The sequence below is a fragment of the Microbacterium sp. NPDC077184 genome (assembly GCF_040687055.1).
Taxonomy (GTDB): Bacteria; Actinomycetota; Actinomycetes; order Actinomycetales; family Microbacteriaceae; genus Microbacterium.
In genome coordinates this window covers 739,082-761,051 of sequence record NZ_JBFBMM010000001.1, presented here as the reverse complement: position 1 = coordinate 761,051, position 21,970 = coordinate 739,082, and the positions used below count along the sequence as shown (strand labels likewise).

Sequence of the window (21,970 nt, the reverse complement as noted above, 5' to 3'; positions counted from 1 at the left end):
CCGTGTGACGACGGGACGGAGCGCGAACACACGGCGAGCGGATGCCGCGGGCCCAACGACCCTGGCACCCCCGCCCCCCCGCGGGCGGAGACTGACCCCGTGCCCCGGTTCCTGCATCCCCTCACCCGGTATCCGATCATCACCGCGACCGTCGTCGTCGGCATCCTCGTCCTCGTCCTCGCCCTCGCGGAGCAGACGGATGCCGCCCGGTGGGTGAGCATCCTCTACGTCTCGGGGTTCGTCGCGTTCACGCTGGTCGGGATGATCCGCGACGTCCTCCGCGGGCACGTGGGTCTGGACATCCTCGCGGTCGTGGCGATGGTGGCCACCCTCGCCGTCGGCGAGTACGCGGCCTCCCTCATCATCGTGCTGATGCTCTCGGGCGGTCAGGCGCTGGAGGACATCGCCGGGCGCCGCGCGAACCGCGAGCTCGCGGCGCTCCTCGAGCGCGCGCCCCGCACCGCGCACCGGGTCCGCACCGGACCGGACGGCACGGATGCCGTCACCGACGTCCCCGCCGATGAGGTCGCGGTCGGCGATGTGCTGCTGATCCGCCCGGCCGAGATCGTCCCCGTCGACGGGGTCCTCCTCTCACCCGCCGCGAGCATGGACGAATCCTCGCTCACCGGCGAGAGCATGCCGGTGCCGCGCACCGCGGGCGAGGAGGTGCTGTCGGGTTCGGTCAACGGTTCGGCGGCGATCCGTGTGCGGGCCCTGCGGCGCAGCGCCGACAGCCAGTACCAGCAGATCGTCGCGCTCGTGCGGGAGGCGCAGGAGTCGCGGGCGCCGGTCGTGCGCCTCGCGGACCGCTTCGCGATCCCCTTCACCGCGGTGTCACTGGTGATCGCCGGCGCCGCGTGGGGCATCTCGGGCGACCCGACGCGGTTCGCCGAGGTGCTCGTGCTCGCCACGCCCTGTCCGCTCCTGATCGCCGCCCCCGTCGCGTTCCTCGGCGGGCTCTCCCGCGCGGCACGGGCGGGCGTGATCATCAAGGGCGGCGCGGTGATCGAGCAGCTCGCGCGGGTGCGCACCGCTGCGTTCGACAAGACCGGGACGCTCACGCGCGGCCGCCCGACGGTGGTGGAGGTGCGCGCCGCCGACGGGTGGGCACCCGATGATGTCCTGCGTCTCGCCGCGTCCGCGGAGCAGTACTCCACGCACGTGCTGGCGGACGGCATCCGCAGCGCGGCCGAGGATCGCGGCCTCCCCCTCTCGGCGGCGACGGCGGCGGAGGAGACGGCGACCAACGGCGTGCGCGCCGCCATCGACGGCCGGAGCGTCGTCGTCGGCAAGACCCGGTACGTCCGCTCGCTCGCCCCCGACACCCGGACCGTCGAGATCGCGAGCGGCCAGGCCGCCGCCTACGTCGCCGTCGACGGCGTGTTCGCCGGGGCGCTGATCCTTGCCGACGACCCCCGCGCCGAATCGGCCGGCGTCATCGCGTGGCTCCGCGCACACGGCGTGGAGCGCGCCGTCATGCTCACCGGGGATGCCGAACCCACCGCCCGGGCGATCGCCGACGCCGTCGGCTTGGACGAGGTGCGCGCCGAGCTCCTCCCCGCCGACAAGGTGCAGCTGGCCGCAGGGCTCCAGCCCCGCCCGGTCCTCATGGTCGGTGACGGGGTGAACGACGCCCCGGTGCTCGCCGCGGCGGACGTCGGGATCGCGATGGGGGCGAAAGGGGCGACGGCGGCGGGCGAGGCGGCATCCGTGGTGATCCTGAAGGACTCCCTCGCCGGCGTGGTGGACGCCGTGGCGATCGGCCGCGACACCCTGCGGGTCGCCCTGTCCGCGATCGGCATCGGCATCGCCCTCAGCATCGGACTCATGCTCGTGGCGACGACCGGCCTCATCCCGGCCGTCGCGGGGGCGCTCGTGCAGGAGCTCGTCGACCTCGCCACGATCCTCTACGCCCTCCGCGCGCTCACGGGGCGCGACCCGCAGCAGGACCTCTCGACGACGCCGCACCCCCATGACGGCGAAGCCCCCGTCGGGCACAATGGAGAGCGGATGCCGCACAGCCGCAGCATCCGCAGCGCAGAGCCCACAAGGCCGGCCGAAAGAGGAACGCGATGACGCACACCCTGCCCCTTCCCGATTTCACCCACGAACGGGTGGAGGTGATCACGGGGCGGCGGAGCGGTCTGTTCCTCGCGGTCGCCCTGCACTCCTCCGTGCTCGGCTCCGCCCTCGGCGGCGCGCGCCTGTGGTCGTACCCGCACTGGAGCGACGCCCTCGGCGACGCCCTCCGGCTCTCGGCGGCGATGACGCTGAAGAACGCCGCCGCGGGCCTCGACGCCGGCGGCGGCAAGTCCGTCATCGCGCTACCGGAGGGCACTGTCCTGGATGCCGAGCGTCGACGTGCGGCGTTCCTCGACCTGGGCGACGCGGTCGAGTCGCTGCACGGTCTGTACCGGACGGCGGAGGACGTCGGTTCGACCACCGAGGACATGCTCGTCGTCAGCGAGCGGACCGACCACGTCGTGGGCCTCCCCGACGCGGTGGGCGGGTCCGGAGAACCGGCGGGCCCCACGAGCCTCGGTGTCTACGAATCGCTGCGCGCGACGCTGGAGCGCGTCACCGGCTCCGACGACGTCGCGGGTCGGCGCATCACGATCTCGGGTCTCGGCCAGGTCGGCTCGCGGCTCGCCGTGCGCCTCGCCGCCGAGGGCGCCGAGCTCACCGTCACCGATGTCAACCCGGCCAAGCAGCACCTGGCCGCCGAGCTCGGCGCACGCTGGTGCCCGCCGGGCGAGGAGCACCTCGCCACCGCCGACGTCTTCGTCCCCGCCGGGATCGGCGGCGTGCTCACCGACGAGGTCATCGACGCGCTCGATGCCCGCGCGGTGTGCGGGCCGGCCAACAACCCCCTCGCCGCCCGCGCCGGGGCCGAGCGGCTCGCGGGACGCGGCATCCTGTACGCGCCGGATTTCGTCGTCAACGCCGGGGGCGTCATCTACCTCGATCTGGAGGCGAAGAAGCTCGGCACCCGGCCCGAGATCATGGAGCGGGTGAGCGCCATCGGCGACACGCTCCGGCGCATCTACGACGAGGCCGAGACGCGAGCGGTCACCCCGCTCGCCGCGGCCGAGGGGCTCGCCGCCGAGCGTCTCGCCGGGGGCCGAGCGCCCGCGCTGGCGAGCTGAGACGCGCGCTCCCGGGGCGCACGGCCGGGTGTCAGGCGCTCGCCGCGCCCCGGGGGCAGCCGCCGGCGTCGCCGCAGATCGCGGCATCGACGATCGCGGCGTCGACGATCGCATCCCCGGCGAGGACGGGGAGCGAGGGCTCGACCGCCAGGCCGTGGAGGGTCTCCAGCGCCTGATGGGCCTCGTCCAGGCGCCCTTCCACGGCGAGCTCGCGGATGCGGACGGACGGCTTGTGCAGGAGGACCCCGGCGAGGTGACGGAGGGCCTCCTCGACCTCGGGCCCGGCGCCGCGGGCGCGCGCACGCGACACCTCGGCCTCCACGAGCCCGAGGACCTCGCCGCGGAGCTTCGTGATCGCCGGTCCCGCGGCACGGTCGGCCGCGAACTCCGCCGCGGCGTCGCCGACGAGCGCGCGCGCGTCGGCGTGGGCGCTGAACTCCTCCAGGGGCGCGTGCAGGCGGATGGTCTCCAGGTCCAGCAGCTCGACCCCGTCGACCGCACCGACGGCGGGGTCGACGTTGCGCGGAAGACCGAGGTCGATGACGATCACGCGGTGACCCGGAGTGAAGGCGTCCTCGTGCACGACGGCATCCGCGGTGCAGGTGATGACCACGTCCGCGCGTGCCGCGGCGGCGGCGAACGACGGCTCGGCCACCAGGCCGTGGCGCGCGGCGAACGCGGCGGCGCGGCCCGACGGGGAGAACACACGGAGGTCGGCGGCGCCGCGGGCGCGGAGCGCCGTGACGGTGGTGGCGGCGTAGCGACCGGTCCCCACGACGAGGACCTCGACATCGGACCAGTCCGGGATGCGGCTGGAGGCGAGCTCGAGGGCGAAGCGGACGAGCGAGCGGTGGCTGCCGCCGAGGGAGGTGCGACTGCGGATGCCGCGGCTGGTGTGCGCGGCCTTCTGGAAGAGGCGCTCGAGCTCGCGGCTCGTCGTCCCCTCCACGCGGGCGGTGTCGAGGGCACGGCGGACCTGGCCCGAGATCTCGTCCTCACCGACGACGATCGATTCCAGGCCGCTCGTGACGGCGAACAGGTGCGCCGCGGCATCCTCTCCGCGGTGGACCGCGACGCTCTCGCGGAGGCGCTCGACGGGGATGCCGCTGGCGTCGGCCATGGTCTCGACGACCGATTCGACGGCGACGGCCTCGCCGCCGGTGAGCGGCTCGTCGATGTCGAGGTAGGCCTCGAACCGGTTGCAGGTGGCGAGGACGACGGCTCCGGCGACGAACAGCTCGTCGTCCACGAGGGTGCGGGTGGCCGCGGGTGCGCCGACGGAGAGCTTCTCGAGGAGGTCGAGGTCGGCGTTTCGATGATTCGCGGTGAAGCACAGGAGCACGTATCTAATGTTAACGGTGTGAGCACCTCTCGAGCCCGTCCGCCGTTCATCGACCGGAACGCGTCGTCGGCGCTCGTCCGCGCCTACCGCGGCGAGCGCGGCGATTCCACCCCCGTGTGGTTCATGCGGCAGGCGGGCCGATCGCTCCCGGAGTACCGCGAGCTGCGCATGGGCACCGACATGCTCGACGCGTGCCTGAACCCGGAAATGGCGAGCGAGATCACCCTGCAGCCGGTGCGTCGGCACGGGGTGGACGCGGCGATCTTCTTCAGCGACATCGTGATCCCGGTGCGCCTCGCGGGCGTCGACGTCCGCATCGTCCCGGGTCGCGGCCCGGTGCTGGAGAACCCGGTGCGCTCGGCGGCGGATGTCGCAGCCCTCCCCCCGCTCGACCCCGACGCCCTCGCCCCGATCCGCGAGGCGGTGGGACTCACCGTCGACGCGCTGGGCGCGACCCCGCTGATCGGCTTCGCGGGTGCGCCGTACACCCTCGCGTCCTACCTCGTGGAGGGCGGCCCGTCGAAGGAGCAGATGCTCACCCGGGCGATGATGCACTCCGACCCCGACGCGTGGGCGGCGCTGCTGTCGTGGTGCGCCGAGATCACCGGAGCGTTCCTCGCCGCCCAGATCGAGGCGGGCGCCTCGGCCGGGCAGCTCTTCGACTCGTGGGCGGGATCGCTGAGCCTCGCCGACTACACCGCGCACGTCGCGCCGTTCTCCGAGCGCGCGATCGCCCCCGCCCGCGCGCTCGGGGTGCCGCTCGTGCACTTCGGCGTCGGGACGGGCGAGCTCCTCGCCGCGATGCACGGCATCGGCGTCGACGTCATGGGCGTCGACTGGCGGCTGCCGCTCGATGAGGCCTCCCGCCGGCTCGGTGACACCGTGCCCCTCCAGGGCAACGTCGACCCCGCGCTCCTCGCCGCTCCGTGGCCGGTGCTGGAGGCGCACGTGCGCGACGTCCTCGCCCGGGGGAAGGCCGCGCCCGCGCACGTGCTGAACCTCGGACACGGCGTCCCTCCGACGACCGATCCCGACGTCCTGACGCGTCTGGTGGAGTTCGTCCACACCCATGCCTGACGTCCACGTCGTCGGCGGAGGGGTCGCCGGCCTCGTCCTCGCGCGGCGCCTGGCGCGCGGCGGGGCCGACGTCGTCGTGCACGAGGCATCCGATCGCCTCGGGGGCACCGTCGCCGCGCACGAGATCGCCGGCATCGTGCTGGATGCCGGGGCGGAGAGCTTCGCCACGCGCGGCGGGACCGTCACCGCCCTGATCGACGAGCTCGGGCTCGCGGGCGACCTCGTGCGGCCGGAGCCGGTGTCGGCGTGGCTGCAGCCGGCGCGCGGGGACGCCGCTCCCCTCCCCGCGACCGCGCTCCTCGGCATCCCGGGCGATCCCCTCGCCGACGACGTCGTGGCGATCGTGGGTCGCGCGGGCGCCGAAGCGGCGGTCGAGAGAGACGCGGCGCCGATGGCCCCCGACGACCCGCTCCTCGTCCCCGGCGCGAGGCTCGGCCCCCTCGTCCGCGCCCGGCACGGCGATGCCGTCCTCGACCTGCTCGTCGCGCCGGTCGTGCACGGCGTCCACTCGCTCCATCCCGACGACGTGCCGCTCGAGCGCGTACATCCGCGGCTGCGTGCCGCCCTCGCCGAGACGGGATCGCTGTCCGGGGCGATGAGCGCCCTCCGCGCCGCCGCTCCCCCGGGATCGGTCGTCGCGGGCCTCCGCGGCGGCGTTCACCGCCTCGTGTCGGCCCTCGCCGACGATCTCGCGGCGCACGGGGGCGACATCCGTCTGCGCTCCTCGGTCGACGTCGCGGCGCTCGAGCGGCTCGCCGGCGCCGGCACCGTCGTGGTCGCCGCGCCGGACGTGCTCCCGGCCTCCGCCCCGCCCCGCCGCATCGACCTCGTGACCCTCGTCGTGGATGAGCCGGAGCTGGATGCCGCCCCCCGCGGCAGCGGTCTCCTCGTCGCCGCGGGCGCCCCGGTCGGCGCGCGTGCCCTCACCCACGCCACGGCGAAGTGGGCGTGGCTCGCCGACGCCGCCGGCGGGCGCCACGTCCTCCGCCTGTCGTACGACGACCTGCCGGACGACCCGTTCGCGTCCGCGCGCGCGGACGCCGCCGTCCTCCTCGGGGTCGACGTCCCCGCCCCCGAGGGCGCCGCGCACGTCACGTGGTTCCGGCCCGCCGCCGCGATCGCCCCGGCGGGGATCACCGTCGTCGGCGAGACCGCGGCGGGGTCGGGCCTCGCCGGCATCATCGCGCACGCGGAGGCAGCGGCATCCGCTCTCGCGACGAAGTGAACCCCACCCCCGCCCGGAGTGAAAGGATGGAATCCATGAGCGATTCCTCGGTCCCCACCCCCGACCAGGTCCCCACCCCCGACCAGAACGAGGTTCTCGGCTACACCCTGTGGGCGGTGCTGTGCCGTGACCCGGCCCGGCCCGCCCCCGCCGGAACCGACGCCCTCGCCGCGGCCGTGGCGGAGGTGGAGGATGCCGGGGTGACCCTCCGGGGTGTCTACGACGTCTCGGGCCTCCGCGCCGACGCCGACCTCATGCTGTGGTTGCACGGCGAGGACCCCGAGGTGCTCCAGGCGGCCCTGCGCACCCTGCGTCGCGCCGAACCGCTGCGCTCGCTCCTGCCGGAGTGGAACGCGATGGGGGTCCACCGCGACGCGGAGTTCACCCGCAGCCACATGCCCGCCTTCATGCGCGGCAAGGCACCCGAGACCTGGCTCACGGTCTACCCGTTCGTCCGCTCGTACGAGTGGTACATCCTCCCCGACGAAGAACGCCGCCAGATGCTCGCCGAGCACGGCCGCAAGGGCTCGGAGTACCGCCAGGTGCTGAGCAACACCGTCGCGTCCTTCGCGCTCGGCGACTACGAGTGGATCCTCGCCCTCGAAGCCCCCGAGCTCGTCGACCTCGTCGACCTCATGCGCTACCTGCGTCAGACCGAGGCCCGTCGCCACGTGCGCGAAGAGGTTCCGTTCTACACCGGTCGGCGCATCGGTCTCGACGAGATCGACGAGGTGCTGGCGTGACCGCCCACGTCCGCATCGGCACGCGCGGAAGCGCCCTCGCCCTCACCCAGACCGGGACGGTGGAATCCGACCTCATCGACGCGACCGGGGTCACCACCGAGATCGTGACGATCACGACCGACGGCGACCGTTCGCGTGAACCGCTCTCCCGCGCGGGCGGCACGGGGCTGTTCACCGGCGCTCTCCGCGACGCCCTGCAGGAGGATCGCTGCGACGTCGTCGTGCACTCGCTGAAGGACCTCCCCACCGCACCGCACGACGACCTCGTCGTCGCCGCCATCCCCGTCCGCGAAGACCCCCGCGATGCGCTGTGCGCGCGCGACGGCCTCACCCTCGCCGAGCTCCCGCAGGGGGCGCGCGTGGGCACCGGTTCGCCCCGCCGCATGGCGCAGCTGCGTCGGAAGCGCCCCGATCTCGACGTGGTCGACATCCGCGGCAACGTCGACACCCGCCTCGGCCGGGTCCGTGAGGGCGACCTGGATGCCGTCGTCCTGGCCGCCGCGGGCCTCAACCGCCTCGGACGCGCGAGCGTCATCACCGAGCACCTCGAGCTCGGGCCGTGGCCGACGGCACCCGGTCAAGGGGCGCTGGCGATCGAAGTGCGCCGCGGTGACGAAGAGCTCGTGGCGCGCCTGAACCACCCCGAGACGCGCGCCGCCGTCGAGGCCGAGCGTCACGTCCTCGCACTCCTCGAGGCCGGCTGCTCGGCTCCCGTGGGCGCCCACGCCGTCGTCGACGCCGGGCTCCTGCTCCTCTCGGCCCGCGTCTACAGCCTCGACGGTCAGACCGTCCTCTCCTCGGCCCACGCGATCGACTGGCCGGACGAGGATGCCGTCCTCCGCGTCGCCGAGGGCGTCGCCCGCGAGCTGCTGGACGCCGGGGCCGCCGACCTGACGGGAGCACGCCCGTGAGCGGCTTCCCCACCGTCCGCCCGCGGCGCCTGCGCTCCACCCCGGCGCTGCGCCGCCTCGTCGCCGAGACGCGGCTGCACCCGGCCGAGCTCGTCCTCCCCGTCTTCGTCCGCGAGGGCGCCGGCGCCCCGGTGCCGATCTCCTCGATGCCCGGCGTCGTCCAGCACACCACCGAGACGCTGAAGGGCGCGGTCGCCGACGCGGCGGCGGCCGGCATCGGCGGGATCATGCTCTTCGGTGTGCCCGAGCACAAGGACGCCGAGGGATCCGGCGCGACCGACCCCGACGGCATCCTGAACCTCGCCACGCGCGTCGCGGTCGCCGAGGCGGGCGATGCCCTCGTAGTGCAGACCGACCTGTGCCTGGACGAATTCACCGACCACGGCCACTGCGGCGTGCTCGATGCCGCCGGCGCCGTCGACAACGACGCGACCCTCGTGCGGTACCGCGACATGGCGCTCGCCCAGGCCGAGGCGGGCTCGCACCTGCTGGGCCTGTCCGGGATGATGGACGGCCAGGTCGCGGCGATCCGCGACGCGCTCGACACCGCCGGACGATCGGATGTCGCCCTGCTGGCCTACTCGGGCAAGTACGCCTCGGCGTTCTACGGCCCGTTCCGCGAGGCCGTGCAATCCTCGCTCCAGGGCGACCGCCGCACCTACCAGCTCGATGCCGCGAACCGGCGCGAGGGCGTCCGCGAGGCGATGCTGGATGTCGCCGAGGGCGCCGACCTCGTCATGGTCAAGCCCGCGATGAGCTACCTCGACGTCCTCGCCGACACCGCCGCGGCCAGCCCCGTGCCGGTGTGGGCGTACCAGGTGTCGGGCGAGTACGCGATGATCGAGGCCGCCGCCGCCCACGGCTGGATCGATCGACGCCGCGCGATCGAGGAGTCGGTGCTCGGCATCCGTCGCGCCGGCGCCGACGCGGTACTGACGTATTGGGCGACCGAGCTCGCAGGATGGATCCGATGACGATGACACCCACGACCAACGCGCGCGAGTTCGAGCGCGCCCGCCACGCCATGCCCGGCGGCGTGAACTCCCCCGTCCGCGCCTTCGGGTCGGTGGGCACCACCCCCCGGTTCTACGTTTCGGCGAAGGGCCCGCGCGTCACCGACGTCGAGGGGCGCGCGTACGTCGACCTCGTCGGATCCTGGGGTCCGGCGATCCTCGGGCACGCCCACCCCGCCGTCGTCGAGGCGGTCCGGGAAGCGGCCACCCACGGGCTCGGGTTCGGCGCGTCCACGCCCGGCGAGACGGCGCTGGCCGAGCACGTCGAGGCGCGCATCGAGCGCGACGGCGTGCGCCCGGTCGAGAAGCTCCGTCTCGTGTCCACCGGCACCGAGGCGACCATGACCGCGATCCGTCTCGCGCGCGGCGCGACCGGACGCGACCTGATCGTGAAGTTCGCCGGGCACTACCACGGCCACTCCGACGGCCTGCTCGCCGAGGCCGGATCCGGCGTCGCGACGCTCGCGATGCCCGGATCGGCCGGCGTCCCCGCCCCGATCGCCGCGCAGACGCTCGTCATCGCCTACAACGACCTCGACGCCGTCCGCGAGGTCTTCGCGGTGCACGGCGCCGACATCGCCGCGGTGATCGTCGAGGCCGCCCCCGCGAACATGGGGATCGTGCCGCCGCGGCACGGCTTCAACGCCGCCCTGGCCGAGATCGCCCACGCGCACGGCGCGCTCCTCATCGTCGACGAGGTGCTCACCGGATTCCGGGTGGGTCCCGCCGGCTGGTACGGCGAGGACCCGGTGCCGTTCTCCGCCGACCTCCTGACCTTCGGGAAGGTCATCGGTGGCGGGCTGCCGCTGGCGGCCCTCGGCGGATCCACCGACCTCATGAACCTCCTCGCCCCCCTCGGGCCGGTCTACCAGGCCGGCACGCTGAGCGGGAACCCCGTCGCGGTCGCCGCCGGGCGCGCGACCCTGGAGAACCTCGACGCCGCCGCGTACGGGCGGATCGAGCGGGCCTCGACGGCGATCGCGGATGCCGCATCCGCGGCGCTGAGCGCCGAAGGCGTCACGCACGTCCTGCAGCGCGCGGGCTCGCTCTTCTCCTTCCAGTTCGCCGCCGAGGCTCCCTACGACTACGACACCGTGAAGGCGCAGGAGGCGTTCCGCTACCCGCCGTTCTTCCGTGCGATGCTCGAGCACGGGGTGTCGTTGCCGCCGTCGGTGTTCGAGGCGTGGTTCGTCTCAGCGTCGCACGACGACGGTGCGGTGTCGCAGATCCTGGAGGCCCTCCCGCACGCCGCGCGCGCGGCCGCCGCGGCGGTCGATCCCGCCGCCTGACGTCTCGACACACGACACACGTTCGCCATGTGTGCGTGGTATACCTGGGGCATCGTCCATCCCAGTCACACCCGGAGTCTGCATGGCCGCCTCACGCCACCCGTCCCGCGCCGCCCACCACAAGCGCATCCTCGCGCTGTACACCGGTGAGGGCGGGTGGGTGCCCACTGAGCGCGGGGTGAAGCTCACTCCCGAGAGCGCCAGCGACCTCATGGAGCGCGGCTTCAGCATGGCGCGGGTGCGCGACGGATGGCGCGGCACGCGTCAGGTGTCCCTCTGCCAGTACCTCCAGGTCTTCGTGCCGACGGCATCCGACGATCCGCCGCTCCGGCGCCGCGCGAACCCGTGACGGATCAGGCCTGACGCGGAACGAGATCGCACACGTCGATCTCCAGCGCGTGGGCGAGGGCGACGATCGTCTGAAGCCGCGGGTTCGCGGGCGTGCCGGGGTTCGATTCGCCCTTCTCGAGCTTCTGATACGTGAAGGTCGCGATGCCGGCGCGGCGGGCCACGGCATCCTGCGTCAGTCCCGCGCGTTCGCGCGCCTCGACGAGCCGCTGCGCGAAATCCTGCGCGTAGGCGCCCCAGTCGACCCCTGACGTCGTCGTCATGACCCGATGGTACGCCCGCCCCGCCCCTCCCGCCCCTCACCCGCACCTGGCGACAAGTGAACCCAGTTGAGTGGCGCCATCACGCGGGTGCCGCAGCCCGAGACCCGCACGACGGCGCCACCGAGCGGCGCCCGCGGCAGCAGCAAGGTACGGTCGGGTCATGGTGTTCGTGAATGCAGGGACCCTCGGGGTCGAACCGGGCCGACGTGACGAGCTGGTGGAGATCCTCGTCGCGCGCAACGACGCGCTGACGGATATCGGATGCCGCATCTACGAGGTCGGCATCACCGACGACGAGCCGGGCACGGTGTACGTGGTCGAGGTGTGGGACGACGCCGCCGCACACCGAGCGTCGCTGGAGCTCCCCGAGGTGCAGGCGGCGATCGCGGCAGCACGGCCCATGCTCTCCGGTGAGTTCGGCGGATTCCGCTTCACCTCCGCCGGCTCGCCCCTCCGCCGCTGAGCCCCCCGGCTCACCCTCGGTTCAGTGGCGCCTTCCCGCGGGTGTCGCGGGCAGCGACCCACGCGAAGGCGCCACTGAACCACGGGGTCGTCGAGCGAGCCATGGCACCGCCGCGCCGAGGAGCGCGACCACAGCGGCGGTGAGGAAGGCGAACCTCACCCCGAGGGCTGACGACAGGACGCCGACGAGGACGGAACCCACCGCCGACCCGATCGTCAGGGCGAGGAAGCCGAGACCCACGCCCGCGCCGGGCGCCTCCGGATACACCTCGGTCCCCCACACCAGCAGCACGCCGGTGAGCACCATGAAGCCGGCGCCGAACGCCGCGGCGCTCGTCAGTGCGGCGACGACGGATGCCGGCGCGATCACGACGACGCCGGTCGCGGTCCCGAGAAGCGCCATGAACACCACCCAGACAGATTCCCGCCCCCAGCGATGGACCAGGTCGCCTGTCGCGGCTCCCGCCACGCCGGTGACGCCGAGCACGATCCACGCCGTCATGGAGGATGTCTCGCCGATCGCGTCGTCGGAAGCCCACACGTCTCGCCCGAACGTCCATACCGCACTGGAGCTCGCGCCAAGGAGGAGGGCGCTCGACAGCAGTCGTCCTGCCCCCGGACGAAGGACGGGACGGGGTCGCAGCGATGTCGCGACTTCGCGATGCCCCGCGGGCGGCAGGGCCATGAGAACCCCGACCAGCGCGATTGCCGCGACCGCCGCGAACCCCGCCCACGCGATGCGCCATTGTCCGTGGACGAGGAGCGCCACCGGGCCCGCGACGGCGACACCGACGGCGGTCGCGGCGTTCACCGCCGTCTGCGCCCGGTCGCGCACCCCTTCCCGCACCGTCCGGGCAACGGCATCCGCGACCGGAGGTGAGGCCAGGCCCGTGCTCGCTCCCGCGAAGATGACACCGGAGGCAAGGATGCCGGCGTTCGGCGCGACCGCGAGCGCAGCCATCCCGACTCCTGCGACGATCGCCGCGACGGCAGCGACCGCCCGAGCCCCGACGCGCGGAAGGAGCAGAGTCGCGGCGACGATCGCGACGCAGTACGACAGATACGAGCCGGTGGCGATGAGGCCGATGAAGGCGGCATCCAGTCCGAACTCCGCGCGGAAGGTGGGCACGAAGAAGCCGTAACCGTATCGCGCGAGTCCGTAGGTGACCGCGATCAGCAGCCCTCCTGCGGAGACGACGACGACGGCACGGGACACGGCGATGTTCACGAGGGGTCCCTTACAGATCGGTGAAGTTCTGACGGTAGGTATACTGATCTGTGAAGTCAAGCCCGCCCATCGAAGAGAGGCGCCCCTTTGCCCGACTCCGCCGAGGAGGCGATCCTCACACCCCCGACGCTGACGCCGCGTGCGCAGCGGATCCTCGACGTCGCGTCCGAGCTCTTCTATCGCCGCGGGCTGCATGCCGTCGGTGTCGACACGATCTCCGCGGAGTCAGGCGTCACCAAACGCACCCTCTACGACCGGTTCGGATCGAAGGATGCCGTCATCGAGGCCTATCTGCAGCAGCGCCACACGGTCTGGTGGGCACGGATGGAGCGGCGCATCGCGGCGCAGCCGGACGCCCGCGTGCTCGCTCTCTGGGACGCCCACATCCAGGATGCCGAGCCCTTCGATCGGGGGTGCGCCTTCTTGAACGCCGGCGGTGAGCTGCCCGTCGATCACCCGGCTCTGCGCGTAATCCGCGCGCACAAGGCCGCCGTGCGTGACCGATTTGTCGACCTGGTGACTGCAGACCACCCCGACATCGCGGATCCCGATCGCACCGCCGAAGTCATCGTGCTGCTCCTCGAGGGCGGCATGGCTCACCGTGGCATCGACGGCGACGACCACCTGCTCCGTCGGGGTCGCGATGAGGTCGAACGCATCCTGTCCGCCGCGCCCGCCTAACCCCGCCCGCCCGGGAACGGGAAAAGCCCGGCTCGAGCCGGGCTTTTCTGGTGGACCTGAGGGGATTCGAACCCCTGACCTCTTCATTGCGAACGAAGCGCGCTACCAACTGCGCCACAGGCCCAAGAACCTCCGAAAGACTATCACGCCCGCCGGAGCCGACCGAACCGCGGGGGCCTCACTGACCCGATGCGCGCCGCTCGAGGAGGCGCCGGACGTGCGCCTCGATCGCGGCGTCGTCGACGTGCCCCATGCGGGCGTATTCGCTCTCCCGGGCGGCGCGGGCCGCGCCGATCGACGGGGGCGCGTCCGCCTCGACGCGCTCGCGCAGGGCCTCCTCCTGGGCGGCCTGGCGGAGCGCCTCGCGGGCGGCTTCGGCGTCCAGCATCGCCGCGGCGCGGGAGCCGGCGGATGCCGTCAGCGGACGCGGCAGATCGCGCGGCTGCCAGCGGCGTTCGGTGGTGACGAGCTCGACGTCCTGCACCTCGCCGCCGACGGCCTCCCGGGCGACGTCGGCGGCCTGCGCCGCGATGAGCCGCTGCGCGCGGGCGGCGGCACGGGCGCCGACCCGCGACATCCGCTGCAGCACGAGGAGTCCCACGACGGCCACGCCCACGCCGGTCCACAGCAGCAGCTGCGCACCGGTGAGGACGACCGTCACCCCGCCCCACACCGCCACGCCGGTACCGGCGAGGGCGACGATCGTGGCGACGAGACGGGTGCGGCGGCGGGCACGGGCCTGCCGAGCCTCCGGCGAGCGACGCGCGGCGGCGCGGGCGTCACGGGCCCGCTCGAGATCGATGCGTGCCTGCTCCAGAGCGACGGATTCGCGCTCGGCGAGCGCACGACGGGCGAGCTTCTGCTGCGCGAGGGCGGTGCGGGTGTTCAGTTCGACCCGCACCTCATCGGGCGTCTCACTCGTTTCGGCGAGCACCCGGAGGGCCTGGTTGAGGCGCACGGCGTTGCGCTCGGCGGCGTCGAACTGCCGGCGACTGTGCCACGACGGCAGCAGGTAGACCAGCCACAGAAGCACCGACACGAGGACGATCACCCCGCCGCCCCACACCTGTCCGCCCATGGTCACCAACTTTAGGGACCGGATGCCGCGAACCTCGGCATCCGGTGGCGTGTCGTGGCCGGATCGGGCGAAGACTCAGCGCCGGCGAATACTCAGCCCCGGCGAATACTCAGCCGCAGCCGCCACCCCCGGACACCTCAGGCGTGCAGTCGGTCGGCCGGGGGAATCGCTGCGGCGTCCTGCGGCGCACGCCCCGCCACCCATCGGGCGAGAACCCCCTCGGGGACCTCTTCCCGCACGAGCGCGAACGCGTAGTGGTCGCGCCAGTCGCCGTCGATGTGGATGTACCGGCGGCGGAGGCCCTCGTACCGGAAGCCGAGCTTCTGCACGACCCGGAGGCTCGCGTCGTTCTCGGGACGGATGCAGATCTCCATGCGGTGCAGGCGCATCTCGGTGAAGCACGCGTCGGTCGCGAGCGCCACCGCGGTGGGGGTGATGCCGCGCCCGGCGAAGCGACGGCTGACCCAGTAGCCGATGGTCGCCGAGGCGAGCGAGCCGCGCGCGATCCCCCACACGTTCAGCTGACCGGCGACTTCACCCGCGTACTCCATGACGTAGGGGACGCCGGCGCCGTCGCGATACTGCTGGAGGAGCCGACGGACGCCGAGGCGCATGTCGAAGGACACCGGACCGTCGGGACTCGTGGCCTCCCACGGCTGGAGCCAGGCGCGGTTCTCGAGGAGCTCGTGCTGCAGGATGCGCGCGTCGCGCTGCTTGACGAGCCGGATCGACACCGGACCGTGACCGCGGGGAGCTCCCAGATCCACCCGGACCCCCTCCGTCGAGCGGCGTCAGAGTGTCGCCGCGAAGTCCTTGAACCAGGGACGCAGTTCGGGTCCGAGATCGTCACGATCCGCGGCGAGCTGCACGATGGCCTTGATGTAGTCCACCCTATCCCCGGTGTCGTAGCGGCGGCCTCCGAAGACGACACCCAACACGCCGGGGCCCTCGGTGTCGGCGGCCATCTCCTGCAGCGCGTCGGTGAGCTGGATCTCGCCGCCCTTGCCGGGCTCGGTGCGCTCGAGGATCTCGAACACGTCGGGGCTGAGGACATAGCGGCCGATGATGGCGAGGTTGGAGGGGGCATCCTCCTTCTTCGGCTTCTCGACGAGGCCGGTGACCTTCACCACGCCGTCGGTGTCGGTGGCCTCGACGGCCGCCGCGCCGTACATGTGGATGCTGTCGGGGTCGACCTCCATGAGCGCCACGATCGCGGCACCGGTCTTGCGGTGCTCCTCGAGCATGGTGGTCAGCAGCGGGTCGCGCTCGTCGATGAGGTCGTCGCCGAGGAGGACGGCGAAGGGGTGGTCGCCCACGTGCGCGCGGGCGCGCAGCACCGCGTGCCCGAGACCGCGGGGCTCACCCTGACGGACGAAGTGGATGTCGGCGAGGTCGCTGGAGCGCTGCACCTTGGCGAGCTTGTCCTGGTCGCCCTTCTTCACCAGGTTGCTCTCGAGCTCGGGGACGGAGTCGAAGTGGTTGGAGAGGTTGTTCTTGTTGCGCCCGATGATGATGAGCACATCCTCGATACCGGCCGCGGTGGCCTCTTCGACGACGTACTGGATCGCCGGCTTGTCGACGACGGGGAGCATCTCTTTGGGCATGGCCTTGGTCGCGGGGAGAAAGCGCGTGCCGAGTCCGGCCGCGGGGATCACGGCCTTGAAGGGCTTCTGGGTCATGCGGCAACTCTACCCAGGCATGTGAACGGCGCATGTCACGCCCGTCACCGGGGAGCGCGTCGAACCTCAAGGCGCCGCCTACAATCGGGAGCATGTCCGACGCCATCGCCGATGCGAAGCGCGCACTGCGCGCGGAGCTGCGCGAGCGTCGCCACGCGATGTCCCCCGCCGCTCGCGTCGCGGCGGCCGCGGGCCTGCACGCGCAGCTGAACGCGCTCGTCGCCGCGCACGGCGCCACGACCATGGCGTGCTTCCTCTCCACCACGACCGAGCCCGACACGCACGCCTTCGTGACGGATGCCGCGGCCCGCGGCATCCGGGTCCTCCTCCCCGTCACGCGTGCCGACGGCCTGCTCGACTGGGCGGTGGCCACCCCCGACGGCGAGATCGCGGAGGGCCTGTTCGGCCTGCCGGAGCCGGTCGGCGAGCTCCTCGGTCCGATCGCGGTGAACGACGTCGACGTCCTGGTGATCCCCGCCGCGGCCGTGAGCCCCGACGGCACGCGCCTCGGCTGGGGCCGCGGCTACTACGACAAGACGATCGGCTCGATGGAAGGATGCCCGCCGGTGTACGCGGTGGTCTTCGATTCCGAGATCATCGACGACCTCCCCCGCGACGTCCACGACCAGCCCGTGACGGGCATCGTCACCCCCACGCAGACCCTCACCCTCGCGCCCACCGGGCGCTGACCCGCCGGAGACACCATGCCCACCTACGCCTATGCCTGCAAGCAGTGCGCGCACCGCTTCGAACAGGTGCAGTCCTTCGCCGACCCCGCACTGACCGAGTGCCCCGAGTGCGGCGGCACCCTCCGCAAGGAGTACGGATCGATCGGCGTCACCTTCAACGGCTCCGGCTTCTACCGCACCGACTCCCGTGCCGGCGCGAACAAGGCCTCCGGTTCCGGTTCGTCGGGGTCCGGTTCGTCGGGGTCGGGCGCGTCCGGTGGCGACGGGAGCGGGAGTTCGGCATCATCGTCCTCCGAGACGAAGAAGAGCTCCCCCGCACCTGCGGGATCCTGACCGGCGCGAGCCGACGAGACCAGAGGAAGTGACGCCGTGATCCAGGGCTTCAAAGAATTCATCATGCGCGGCAACGTCATCGACCTCGCCGTCGCTGTCGTCATCGGCGCCGCGTTCACCGCGGTGGTCAACGCCATCGTCGCCTCGATCATCACCCCGCTGATCGCCATCTTCTGGAAGGCCGACGCCAACGGTGTTCCCGGCATCGCGGTTCCCGACCTCTACGGCGGCACCGTCACCTTCCCGATCGGCGACCTCATCACGGCGATCGTCAGCTTCCTGGCCGTGGCGATCGTGGTGTACTTCATCTTCGTCATGCCGATGAACCGTTGGAAGGAGCGCCAGTCCGCCAAGCTCGGCGTCGTCGAGAACGCCGCGGAGAAGCTCCCCACCGAGCAGGAGCTGCTGATGCAGATCCGCGACCTGCTCGAGCAGCAGAAGCAGACGCCGAAGCTCTGAGCCTTGCGCGTCGCGAACGGCGAAACGCGCGTCAGTAGTGCGGCGGGACGTCGCGCCGCAGGCGCTCGTCGTTCGGACCGGATTCACCCACGGATGCCGCTTCCCTGAGGGAGGCGGCATCCGTCGTCTCGTCGCCCGGCACGGGCTCGGCGGTGGTGTCGGGCGCAGGCGTCAAACGCGCGCGGCGGGACCCGGGTCGGGAACCCGGGAGCCGCTCGACGCGCTGACGCTCAGCGTCCGCCATGGAACGGGTCGCGATCGAACGGCTCCGGTTCGAACGGCTCGGTGTCGTTGTCGACGCGCGGGGTCTCCGGCGGCACCCCGAGGAGGGCGGCGATCCGCTGGGCGACCGCGGGGGCGTCGCTGTAGACGTCGAAGGAGTGCACGCGCACGTAATGCCAGCCGAGGCGCCGGAGGATCTGGGGCCGGAGGCGCAGCGACTCGCGCAGGGACTCGCCGATCGTCTCGGGGTCGCTCTCGACGACGACGGCCTTGCCGCCGTACTGGGCGACGAGCGGCAGGAGTCCGCGGTAGTGCACGTCGACCGAGAGGCCCAGGCGCCGGAGCTCTCGCGCGAGGCGGAGCGTGAGGGGGTCGGCGAGGTCTTCGAGCCGTGCCTGGCGGGCGCGGTCGGCGACGCTCCCGAGGATCGACATGATGGTCGCCGCTCCGTGCTCGAGACGTCCCTCGTCGAACGCCGACGGGCGGATCGACGACACGATCACCATCGAGCGGCGCGCGCGGGTCATGCCGACCGTGAGCAGTCGCTCGCCGTCCGGCGTCGACAGGTCGCCGAAGTCGCTGAGGACGCGCCCGTGCCGGGTGAGGCCGAACCCGAGCGAGAAGACGACGCGGTCGCGGCTCTCGGCGACGGATTCCTCGAGGGTGAGCACCGCGAAGGGCTCGGAGGTGTCGCGCGAGAGGAAGTCGGCGACGTCGGCGCGGCCCGCGAAGGCCGCCTCGACCGCGGCGCGCACGCGCTCGGCGTGCTTGGCGCTGGCGGTGACGACCATGAGCGACTCCGAGCCGCGGTTCACGGCGTGCTCGACGACGAGGGTCACGACGCGTCGCACCTCGGCATCCGGGCTCTCCACCGCCCCCGAGATCGGGTCGGGCGCACCGGTCCCGCCCTCGACGTAGTCGACGCTGAGGCTGCCGCGACCGAGGTACGACCCCGCCCACGGGAGGGACACGATCTCGCCGCCGTAGAAGGCGTCGTTGACGAGCTCGGCGAGGTCTTCGCCGCCCGCGCGGTAGCTGCGGGTCAGGGTCTCGATGGGGAGGAGCTCGGCGAGCCGCTCGAAGATGCTGACCCCGTCGAAGGAAACCTGCTCGACCTCGTCGTCGTCCTCGCGCTCGGGCGAGACGCGCGAGACGACCTCGAACGGCGTGGGCTTCTGCGTCACGGGGTCGCCGAACGCGACGACCTGGCCCCCGCGGCGGAGGGCCGGCGTCGCCTCGGCCAGGCACAACGCACCCGCGTCGGCGATGATCACGACGTCGAACGCGGTGGACTCGGGGATCTCGGGGACGTCGTACGGGGTCGCCAGCCACACCGGCGCGAGCTGCGCCATGAGGTGCGGGGCGACGGCGTCGAGCTGCGCGGCGGTGGCGCCGCCGTCCTTGAGCGCACGACGCAGCTGCTGGGCCTCCCCCGCGCGGTCGACGATGCCGATGCGCCACTGCGTGGCCAGGTGCGCGGCGAGCAGGGGTCCGGATGCCGCGGCGTGGGCTTCGTCGACGAGACGGAAGTCGCGCTCGAGCCGGTCGACGACGGCGGTGTTGGCGCCGAGGAGCCCGCGGTCGACCCGCAGCAGGTGTTCGAGGGCCGACTGCCACCACGCGTACTCGAGCTCGGCGGCGACCTCGCCCTCGGGGACATGCCGCACGGACAGGTCGGCGAGAAGGGGCTCGAGACCGAAGGAGGCGAGCTTCCCGCGGAGCTCGGCGCGCTCGCGCAGGTTGTCGAAGACGTCGGACTCCGCCGCGAGCTGGGCGAGGGTGCGCACGAGCGTCTTCACCGGGAGTGCGGCGAGGCGGTCGGCCCCGGAGCGGCCGAGCACGGCATCCAGCTCGGAGAGCTCCGCGTCGACGCGCTGCCACGCGACATGGACGTCACCGAGTCCGAGCGGCACCTGCGGGGCGACGCCGCTGTCGACGTGGCGCTGCCATTCGGTCCGCTGCTGCTGCACGCGGACGAGGGCCTCGTGCATGTCGGGGACGTGGACGCCCGGTCGGACGTACTCCTTCGACAGGCGCTTGAGGCGGCGCCGGTTGGCCGAGCTCATGGTGGAGTCGCGTCGGCTGCTGTGCGCCTCGATCAGCTCGCCGAGAGGGCGCTCGAAGACGGTGAGACTGAAGCGGTCGAGCGAATCGCGGATGCCGCGCATGAGCGTCAGGTACTCGCCGAGGTCGGCGATGGTCTGGAACGGCCGCATGCCGGTCTGCGAGATGAGGGAGTAGCCGCGCTCGAGGAGGGCGGGGACATCCTGGCGGTGGAGCTTCCCCGCGAGGGCGTGGGCGGCGGCCGCTGCCTCGGGCGAGGCGAAGCTCACGCCGTACCACGGCGAGTCGGACGGGCCGAAGCGGAATTCGCCGAGACGCGCCGCCGCGGCGAGGTCGCGCGCGGCTTCGTCGCGGCCGACGGCGAGGCGCTGGAGGGCGGCGACGCCGAGACGCGCGGTCGTCGACGGCGCGGGGTCGAGCGAGGCGAGGCGCGCGAGTTCGCGGAGCACCTCGAGCACGGAGACGCGGAGGTCGACGTGCGTGGTCGTGACCGCGCCGCGGTAGTCGCGGAGTACGCGGCGCAGGCGCACGAGCGCTTCGTCGACCTCGGCGACCTTGGGCTGCTCGGCCTTCTCGTTCCGCCCGATCGCGCGGATGAGATCGCGCTGCAGGTGACGGGGCGAGATCGCCAGACCCGGGAGGGCGATGCCGGCGAGGCGATGACGGATGCCGTCGAGCGTGGAGCGGCGGGCGCTGACGACGAGGACGCGCTTGCCGTCGCGGACGAGTCCGCCGAGGGCGTTGATGATCGTCTGCGTGCCGCCGGTGCCGGGGAGCGTGTGCACCACCATCGACTGGCCCGCCTGGATGCGGGCGAGGACCCGCTCCTGCTCGGAGTCGGCGTCGAGGAGGAGGGTGTCGGCGGCGGGCGAGCGCTCGTCGGGGCTCGTGGCGACGACCCCCTCGCGGCGCGCGACGAGACGGGCGCGGTCGTCGGGGTGGCCGGCGAGGGCGTTGAGCACGGGGTGGTCGAGGTCGCCGCCGTCGCGCGACATAGCGCCGCCGACGTCGGCGAAGGTCGACACGATCAGACGCGGCGTGACGGCGAACGAGTCGAACCGGTGGGCGAGGGCGCGCAGGTGGTCGATGACCGGCTGCGGCTTGAAGATGCCCTGGTCGTAGGCGAGCGCCGACAGGGCGCGGCCGTCGACCTCGATGCCGAAGTGGGTGCGGAGGGCCCGGAGGAGCTCGGGGTTCACCTGGAAGGCGCCGTGGAGCTTGAGCTCGAAGTCGCCGTGATGGCGGCGGATCGCGAGGGGCCGGAGCAGGACCGGGGCCGTGCAGGTGAGGCCGCCGAGGCGCCAGGAGGCCAGGCCCACGGCGAGGTGCACGGCGTCGATGCCGCGCGCGGTCCGCAGTTCGACGTTCTTCGTGGTGATGCGCTGGGCGGCGAGACGGGCGTTCCGCACCGCGACCTCGTCGCGGAAGAGGTTCGAGAGCAGGGTGGAGCGGCCCGTGATGAACTGCGGGAGACTCCCGGGGTGCGCCTTGGTGATCTCGATCGCGGCATCCGTCGCATCGGAGTAGTGCAGCAGCGTCGAGCGGCCGCCGAGTCGCGCGGACTGGCGGCGGATGCGCTCGCGTTCGGGCTCCGCCACGTGCACCACCGTCACACCGGGTTCGGCGAGCCCGAGATCACCGGGGGTCACCGAGGGTCCGGAAATGCTCTCCCTGTCGCCGACCACGGCGTTGCCTTCTGCTCGCCACACGTGTGACAC

At 72.9% G+C, this 21,970-nt stretch carries 22 protein-coding genes and 1 tRNA gene; 14 read left to right on the top strand and 9 right to left on the bottom strand.

Annotated features, from left to right (window positions below; translation table 11 throughout):
- Positions 1-99: 99 nt before the first annotated feature.
- Complete coding sequence (locus tag AB0O93_RS03655) at positions 100-2,076, top strand: heavy metal translocating P-type ATPase (protein WP_363340597.1); 1,977 nt, start codon at positions 100-102, stop codon at positions 2,074-2,076.
- Positions 2,073-3,146: a Glu/Leu/Phe/Val dehydrogenase dimerization domain-containing protein gene (locus AB0O93_RS03650; RefSeq protein WP_363340595.1), complete on the top strand. Its 1,074-nt coding sequence runs from the start codon at positions 2,073-2,075 to the stop codon at positions 3,144-3,146. Before AB0O93_RS03655 ends, AB0O93_RS03650 begins: the two co-directional genes overlap by 4 nt.
- Positions 3,147-3,177: 31 nt before the next feature.
- Here the strand turns inward: AB0O93_RS03650 and AB0O93_RS03645 are convergent, their stop codons facing one another.
- Positions 3,178-4,488: a glutamyl-tRNA reductase gene (locus tag AB0O93_RS03645; protein ID WP_363340593.1), complete on the bottom strand. Its 1,311-nt coding sequence runs from the start codon at positions 4,486-4,488 to the stop codon at positions 3,178-3,180.
- Between the two features lie 18 nt (positions 4,489-4,506).
- On the opposite strand from AB0O93_RS03645, the gene hemE reads away from it, so the two are divergent.
- The 7 genes from hemE (at position 4,507) to AB0O93_RS03610 (ending at position 11,095) form a co-directional block, all read left to right on the top strand.
- A complete protein-coding gene (hemE, locus tag AB0O93_RS03640; RefSeq protein ID WP_363340590.1) occupies positions 4,507-5,565 on the top strand; it encodes a uroporphyrinogen decarboxylase in 1,059 nt (352 codons plus the stop codon).
- On the top strand, positions 5,558-6,790 hold the full coding sequence (locus AB0O93_RS03635) for an FAD-dependent oxidoreductase (RefSeq protein ID WP_363340588.1): 1,233 nt from the start codon (positions 5,558-5,560) through the stop codon (positions 6,788-6,790). The genes hemE and AB0O93_RS03635 overlap by 8 nt, the downstream gene beginning before the upstream one ends.
- Positions 6,791-6,825: 35 nt before the next feature.
- Positions 6,826-7,533 (top strand): hydrogen peroxide-dependent heme synthase, encoded by a 708-nt coding sequence (hemQ, locus tag AB0O93_RS03630; protein ID WP_363340586.1) that lies wholly within the window; start codon positions 6,826-6,828, stop codon positions 7,531-7,533.
- Positions 7,530-8,444, top strand: a complete 915-nt coding sequence (gene hemC, locus AB0O93_RS03625; RefSeq protein ID WP_363340584.1) for a hydroxymethylbilane synthase — start codon at positions 7,530-7,532, stop codon at positions 8,442-8,444. The genes hemQ and hemC overlap by 4 nt, the downstream gene beginning before the upstream one ends.
- On the top strand, positions 8,441-9,418 hold the full coding sequence (hemB, locus tag AB0O93_RS03620; RefSeq protein WP_363340582.1) for a porphobilinogen synthase: 978 nt from the start codon (positions 8,441-8,443) through the stop codon (positions 9,416-9,418). The genes hemC and hemB overlap by 4 nt, the downstream gene beginning before the upstream one ends.
- Positions 9,419-9,420: 2 nt before the next feature.
- Complete coding sequence (locus AB0O93_RS03615) at positions 9,421-10,746, top strand: glutamate-1-semialdehyde 2,1-aminomutase (RefSeq protein ID WP_363340994.1); 1,326 nt, start codon at positions 9,421-9,423, stop codon at positions 10,744-10,746.
- A gap of 82 nt (positions 10,747-10,828) precedes the next feature.
- Positions 10,829-11,095, top strand: a complete 267-nt coding sequence (locus AB0O93_RS03610; protein ID WP_363340580.1) for a hypothetical protein — start codon at positions 10,829-10,831, stop codon at positions 11,093-11,095.
- Between the two features lie 4 nt (positions 11,096-11,099).
- On the opposite strand, the gene AB0O93_RS03605 is transcribed toward AB0O93_RS03610, so the two are convergent.
- Positions 11,100-11,357: a helix-turn-helix transcriptional regulator gene (locus AB0O93_RS03605; RefSeq protein ID WP_363340578.1), complete on the bottom strand. Its 258-nt coding sequence runs from the start codon at positions 11,355-11,357 to the stop codon at positions 11,100-11,102.
- 160 nt (positions 11,358-11,517) lie between these two features.
- Here AB0O93_RS03605 and AB0O93_RS03600 point away from each other — a divergent pair, with 160 nt between their 5' ends.
- On the top strand, positions 11,518-11,820 hold the full coding sequence (locus tag AB0O93_RS03600; RefSeq protein ID WP_363340576.1) for a putative quinol monooxygenase: 303 nt from the start codon (positions 11,518-11,520) through the stop codon (positions 11,818-11,820).
- Between the two features lie 21 nt (positions 11,821-11,841).
- Here AB0O93_RS03600 and AB0O93_RS03595 read toward each other — a convergent pair whose 3' ends face one another.
- Entirely contained in the window at positions 11,842-13,047 is a 1,206-nt protein-coding gene (locus AB0O93_RS03595) for an MFS transporter (RefSeq protein ID WP_363340574.1), read from the bottom strand.
- A gap of 87 nt (positions 13,048-13,134) precedes the next feature.
- On the opposite strand from AB0O93_RS03595, the gene AB0O93_RS03590 reads away from it, so the two are divergent.
- Positions 13,135-13,728, top strand: a complete 594-nt coding sequence (locus AB0O93_RS03590) for a TetR/AcrR family transcriptional regulator (protein WP_363340572.1) — start codon at positions 13,135-13,137, stop codon at positions 13,726-13,728.
- 48 nt (positions 13,729-13,776) lie between these two features.
- Here the strand turns inward: AB0O93_RS03590 and AB0O93_RS03585 are convergent.
- The 4 genes from AB0O93_RS03585 to galU form a co-directional block, all read right to left on the bottom strand.
- A tRNA-Ala gene (locus tag AB0O93_RS03585) sits at positions 13,777-13,852 on the bottom strand.
- 54 nt (positions 13,853-13,906) lie between these two features.
- Entirely contained in the window at positions 13,907-14,806 is a 900-nt protein-coding gene (locus AB0O93_RS03580; RefSeq protein WP_363340570.1) for a large exoprotein, read from the bottom strand.
- A 137-nt stretch (positions 14,807-14,943) separates the two neighbouring features.
- Positions 14,944-15,573, bottom strand: a complete 630-nt coding sequence (locus AB0O93_RS03575; RefSeq protein ID WP_363340568.1) for a GNAT family protein — start codon at positions 15,571-15,573, stop codon at positions 14,944-14,946.
- 24 nt (positions 15,574-15,597) lie between these two features.
- Positions 15,598-16,485 carry a UTP--glucose-1-phosphate uridylyltransferase GalU gene (gene galU, locus AB0O93_RS03570; RefSeq protein ID WP_363340566.1) on the bottom strand — a complete coding sequence of 296 codons (888 nt, stop codon included), beginning with the start codon at positions 16,483-16,485 and terminating at the stop codon, positions 15,598-15,600.
- A 92-nt stretch (positions 16,486-16,577) separates the two neighbouring features.
- Between galU and AB0O93_RS03565 the strand changes: the two genes are divergently transcribed.
- The 3 genes from AB0O93_RS03565 to mscL are packed head-to-tail and all read left to right on the top strand — an operon-like array spanning position 16,578 to position 17,966.
- On the top strand, positions 16,578-17,174 hold the full coding sequence (locus AB0O93_RS03565; protein ID WP_363340563.1) for a 5-formyltetrahydrofolate cyclo-ligase: 597 nt from the start codon (positions 16,578-16,580) through the stop codon (positions 17,172-17,174).
- A 15-nt stretch (positions 17,175-17,189) separates the two neighbouring features.
- Positions 17,190-17,507, top strand: a complete 318-nt coding sequence (locus tag AB0O93_RS03560) for an FmdB family zinc ribbon protein (protein WP_363340561.1) — start codon at positions 17,190-17,192, stop codon at positions 17,505-17,507.
- 36 nt (positions 17,508-17,543) lie between these two features.
- Positions 17,544-17,966, top strand: coding sequence for a large conductance mechanosensitive channel protein MscL (mscL, locus tag AB0O93_RS03555; protein WP_363340559.1), 423 nt, complete (start codon positions 17,544-17,546; stop codon positions 17,964-17,966).
- Positions 17,967-17,997: 31 nt separating this feature from the next.
- Here the strand turns inward: mscL and AB0O93_RS03550 are convergent, their stop codons facing one another.
- Both AB0O93_RS03550 and AB0O93_RS03545 read right to left on the bottom strand, forming a co-directional pair.
- Positions 17,998-18,210: a hypothetical protein gene (locus AB0O93_RS03550; protein WP_053547976.1), complete on the bottom strand. Its 213-nt coding sequence runs from the start codon at positions 18,208-18,210 to the stop codon at positions 17,998-18,000.
- Positions 18,197-21,961, bottom strand: coding sequence for an AAA family ATPase (locus tag AB0O93_RS03545; protein ID WP_363340557.1), 3,765 nt, complete (start codon positions 21,959-21,961; stop codon positions 18,197-18,199). The genes AB0O93_RS03550 and AB0O93_RS03545 overlap by 14 nt, the downstream gene beginning before the upstream one ends.
- Between the last annotated feature and the right edge of the window lie 9 nt (positions 21,962-21,970).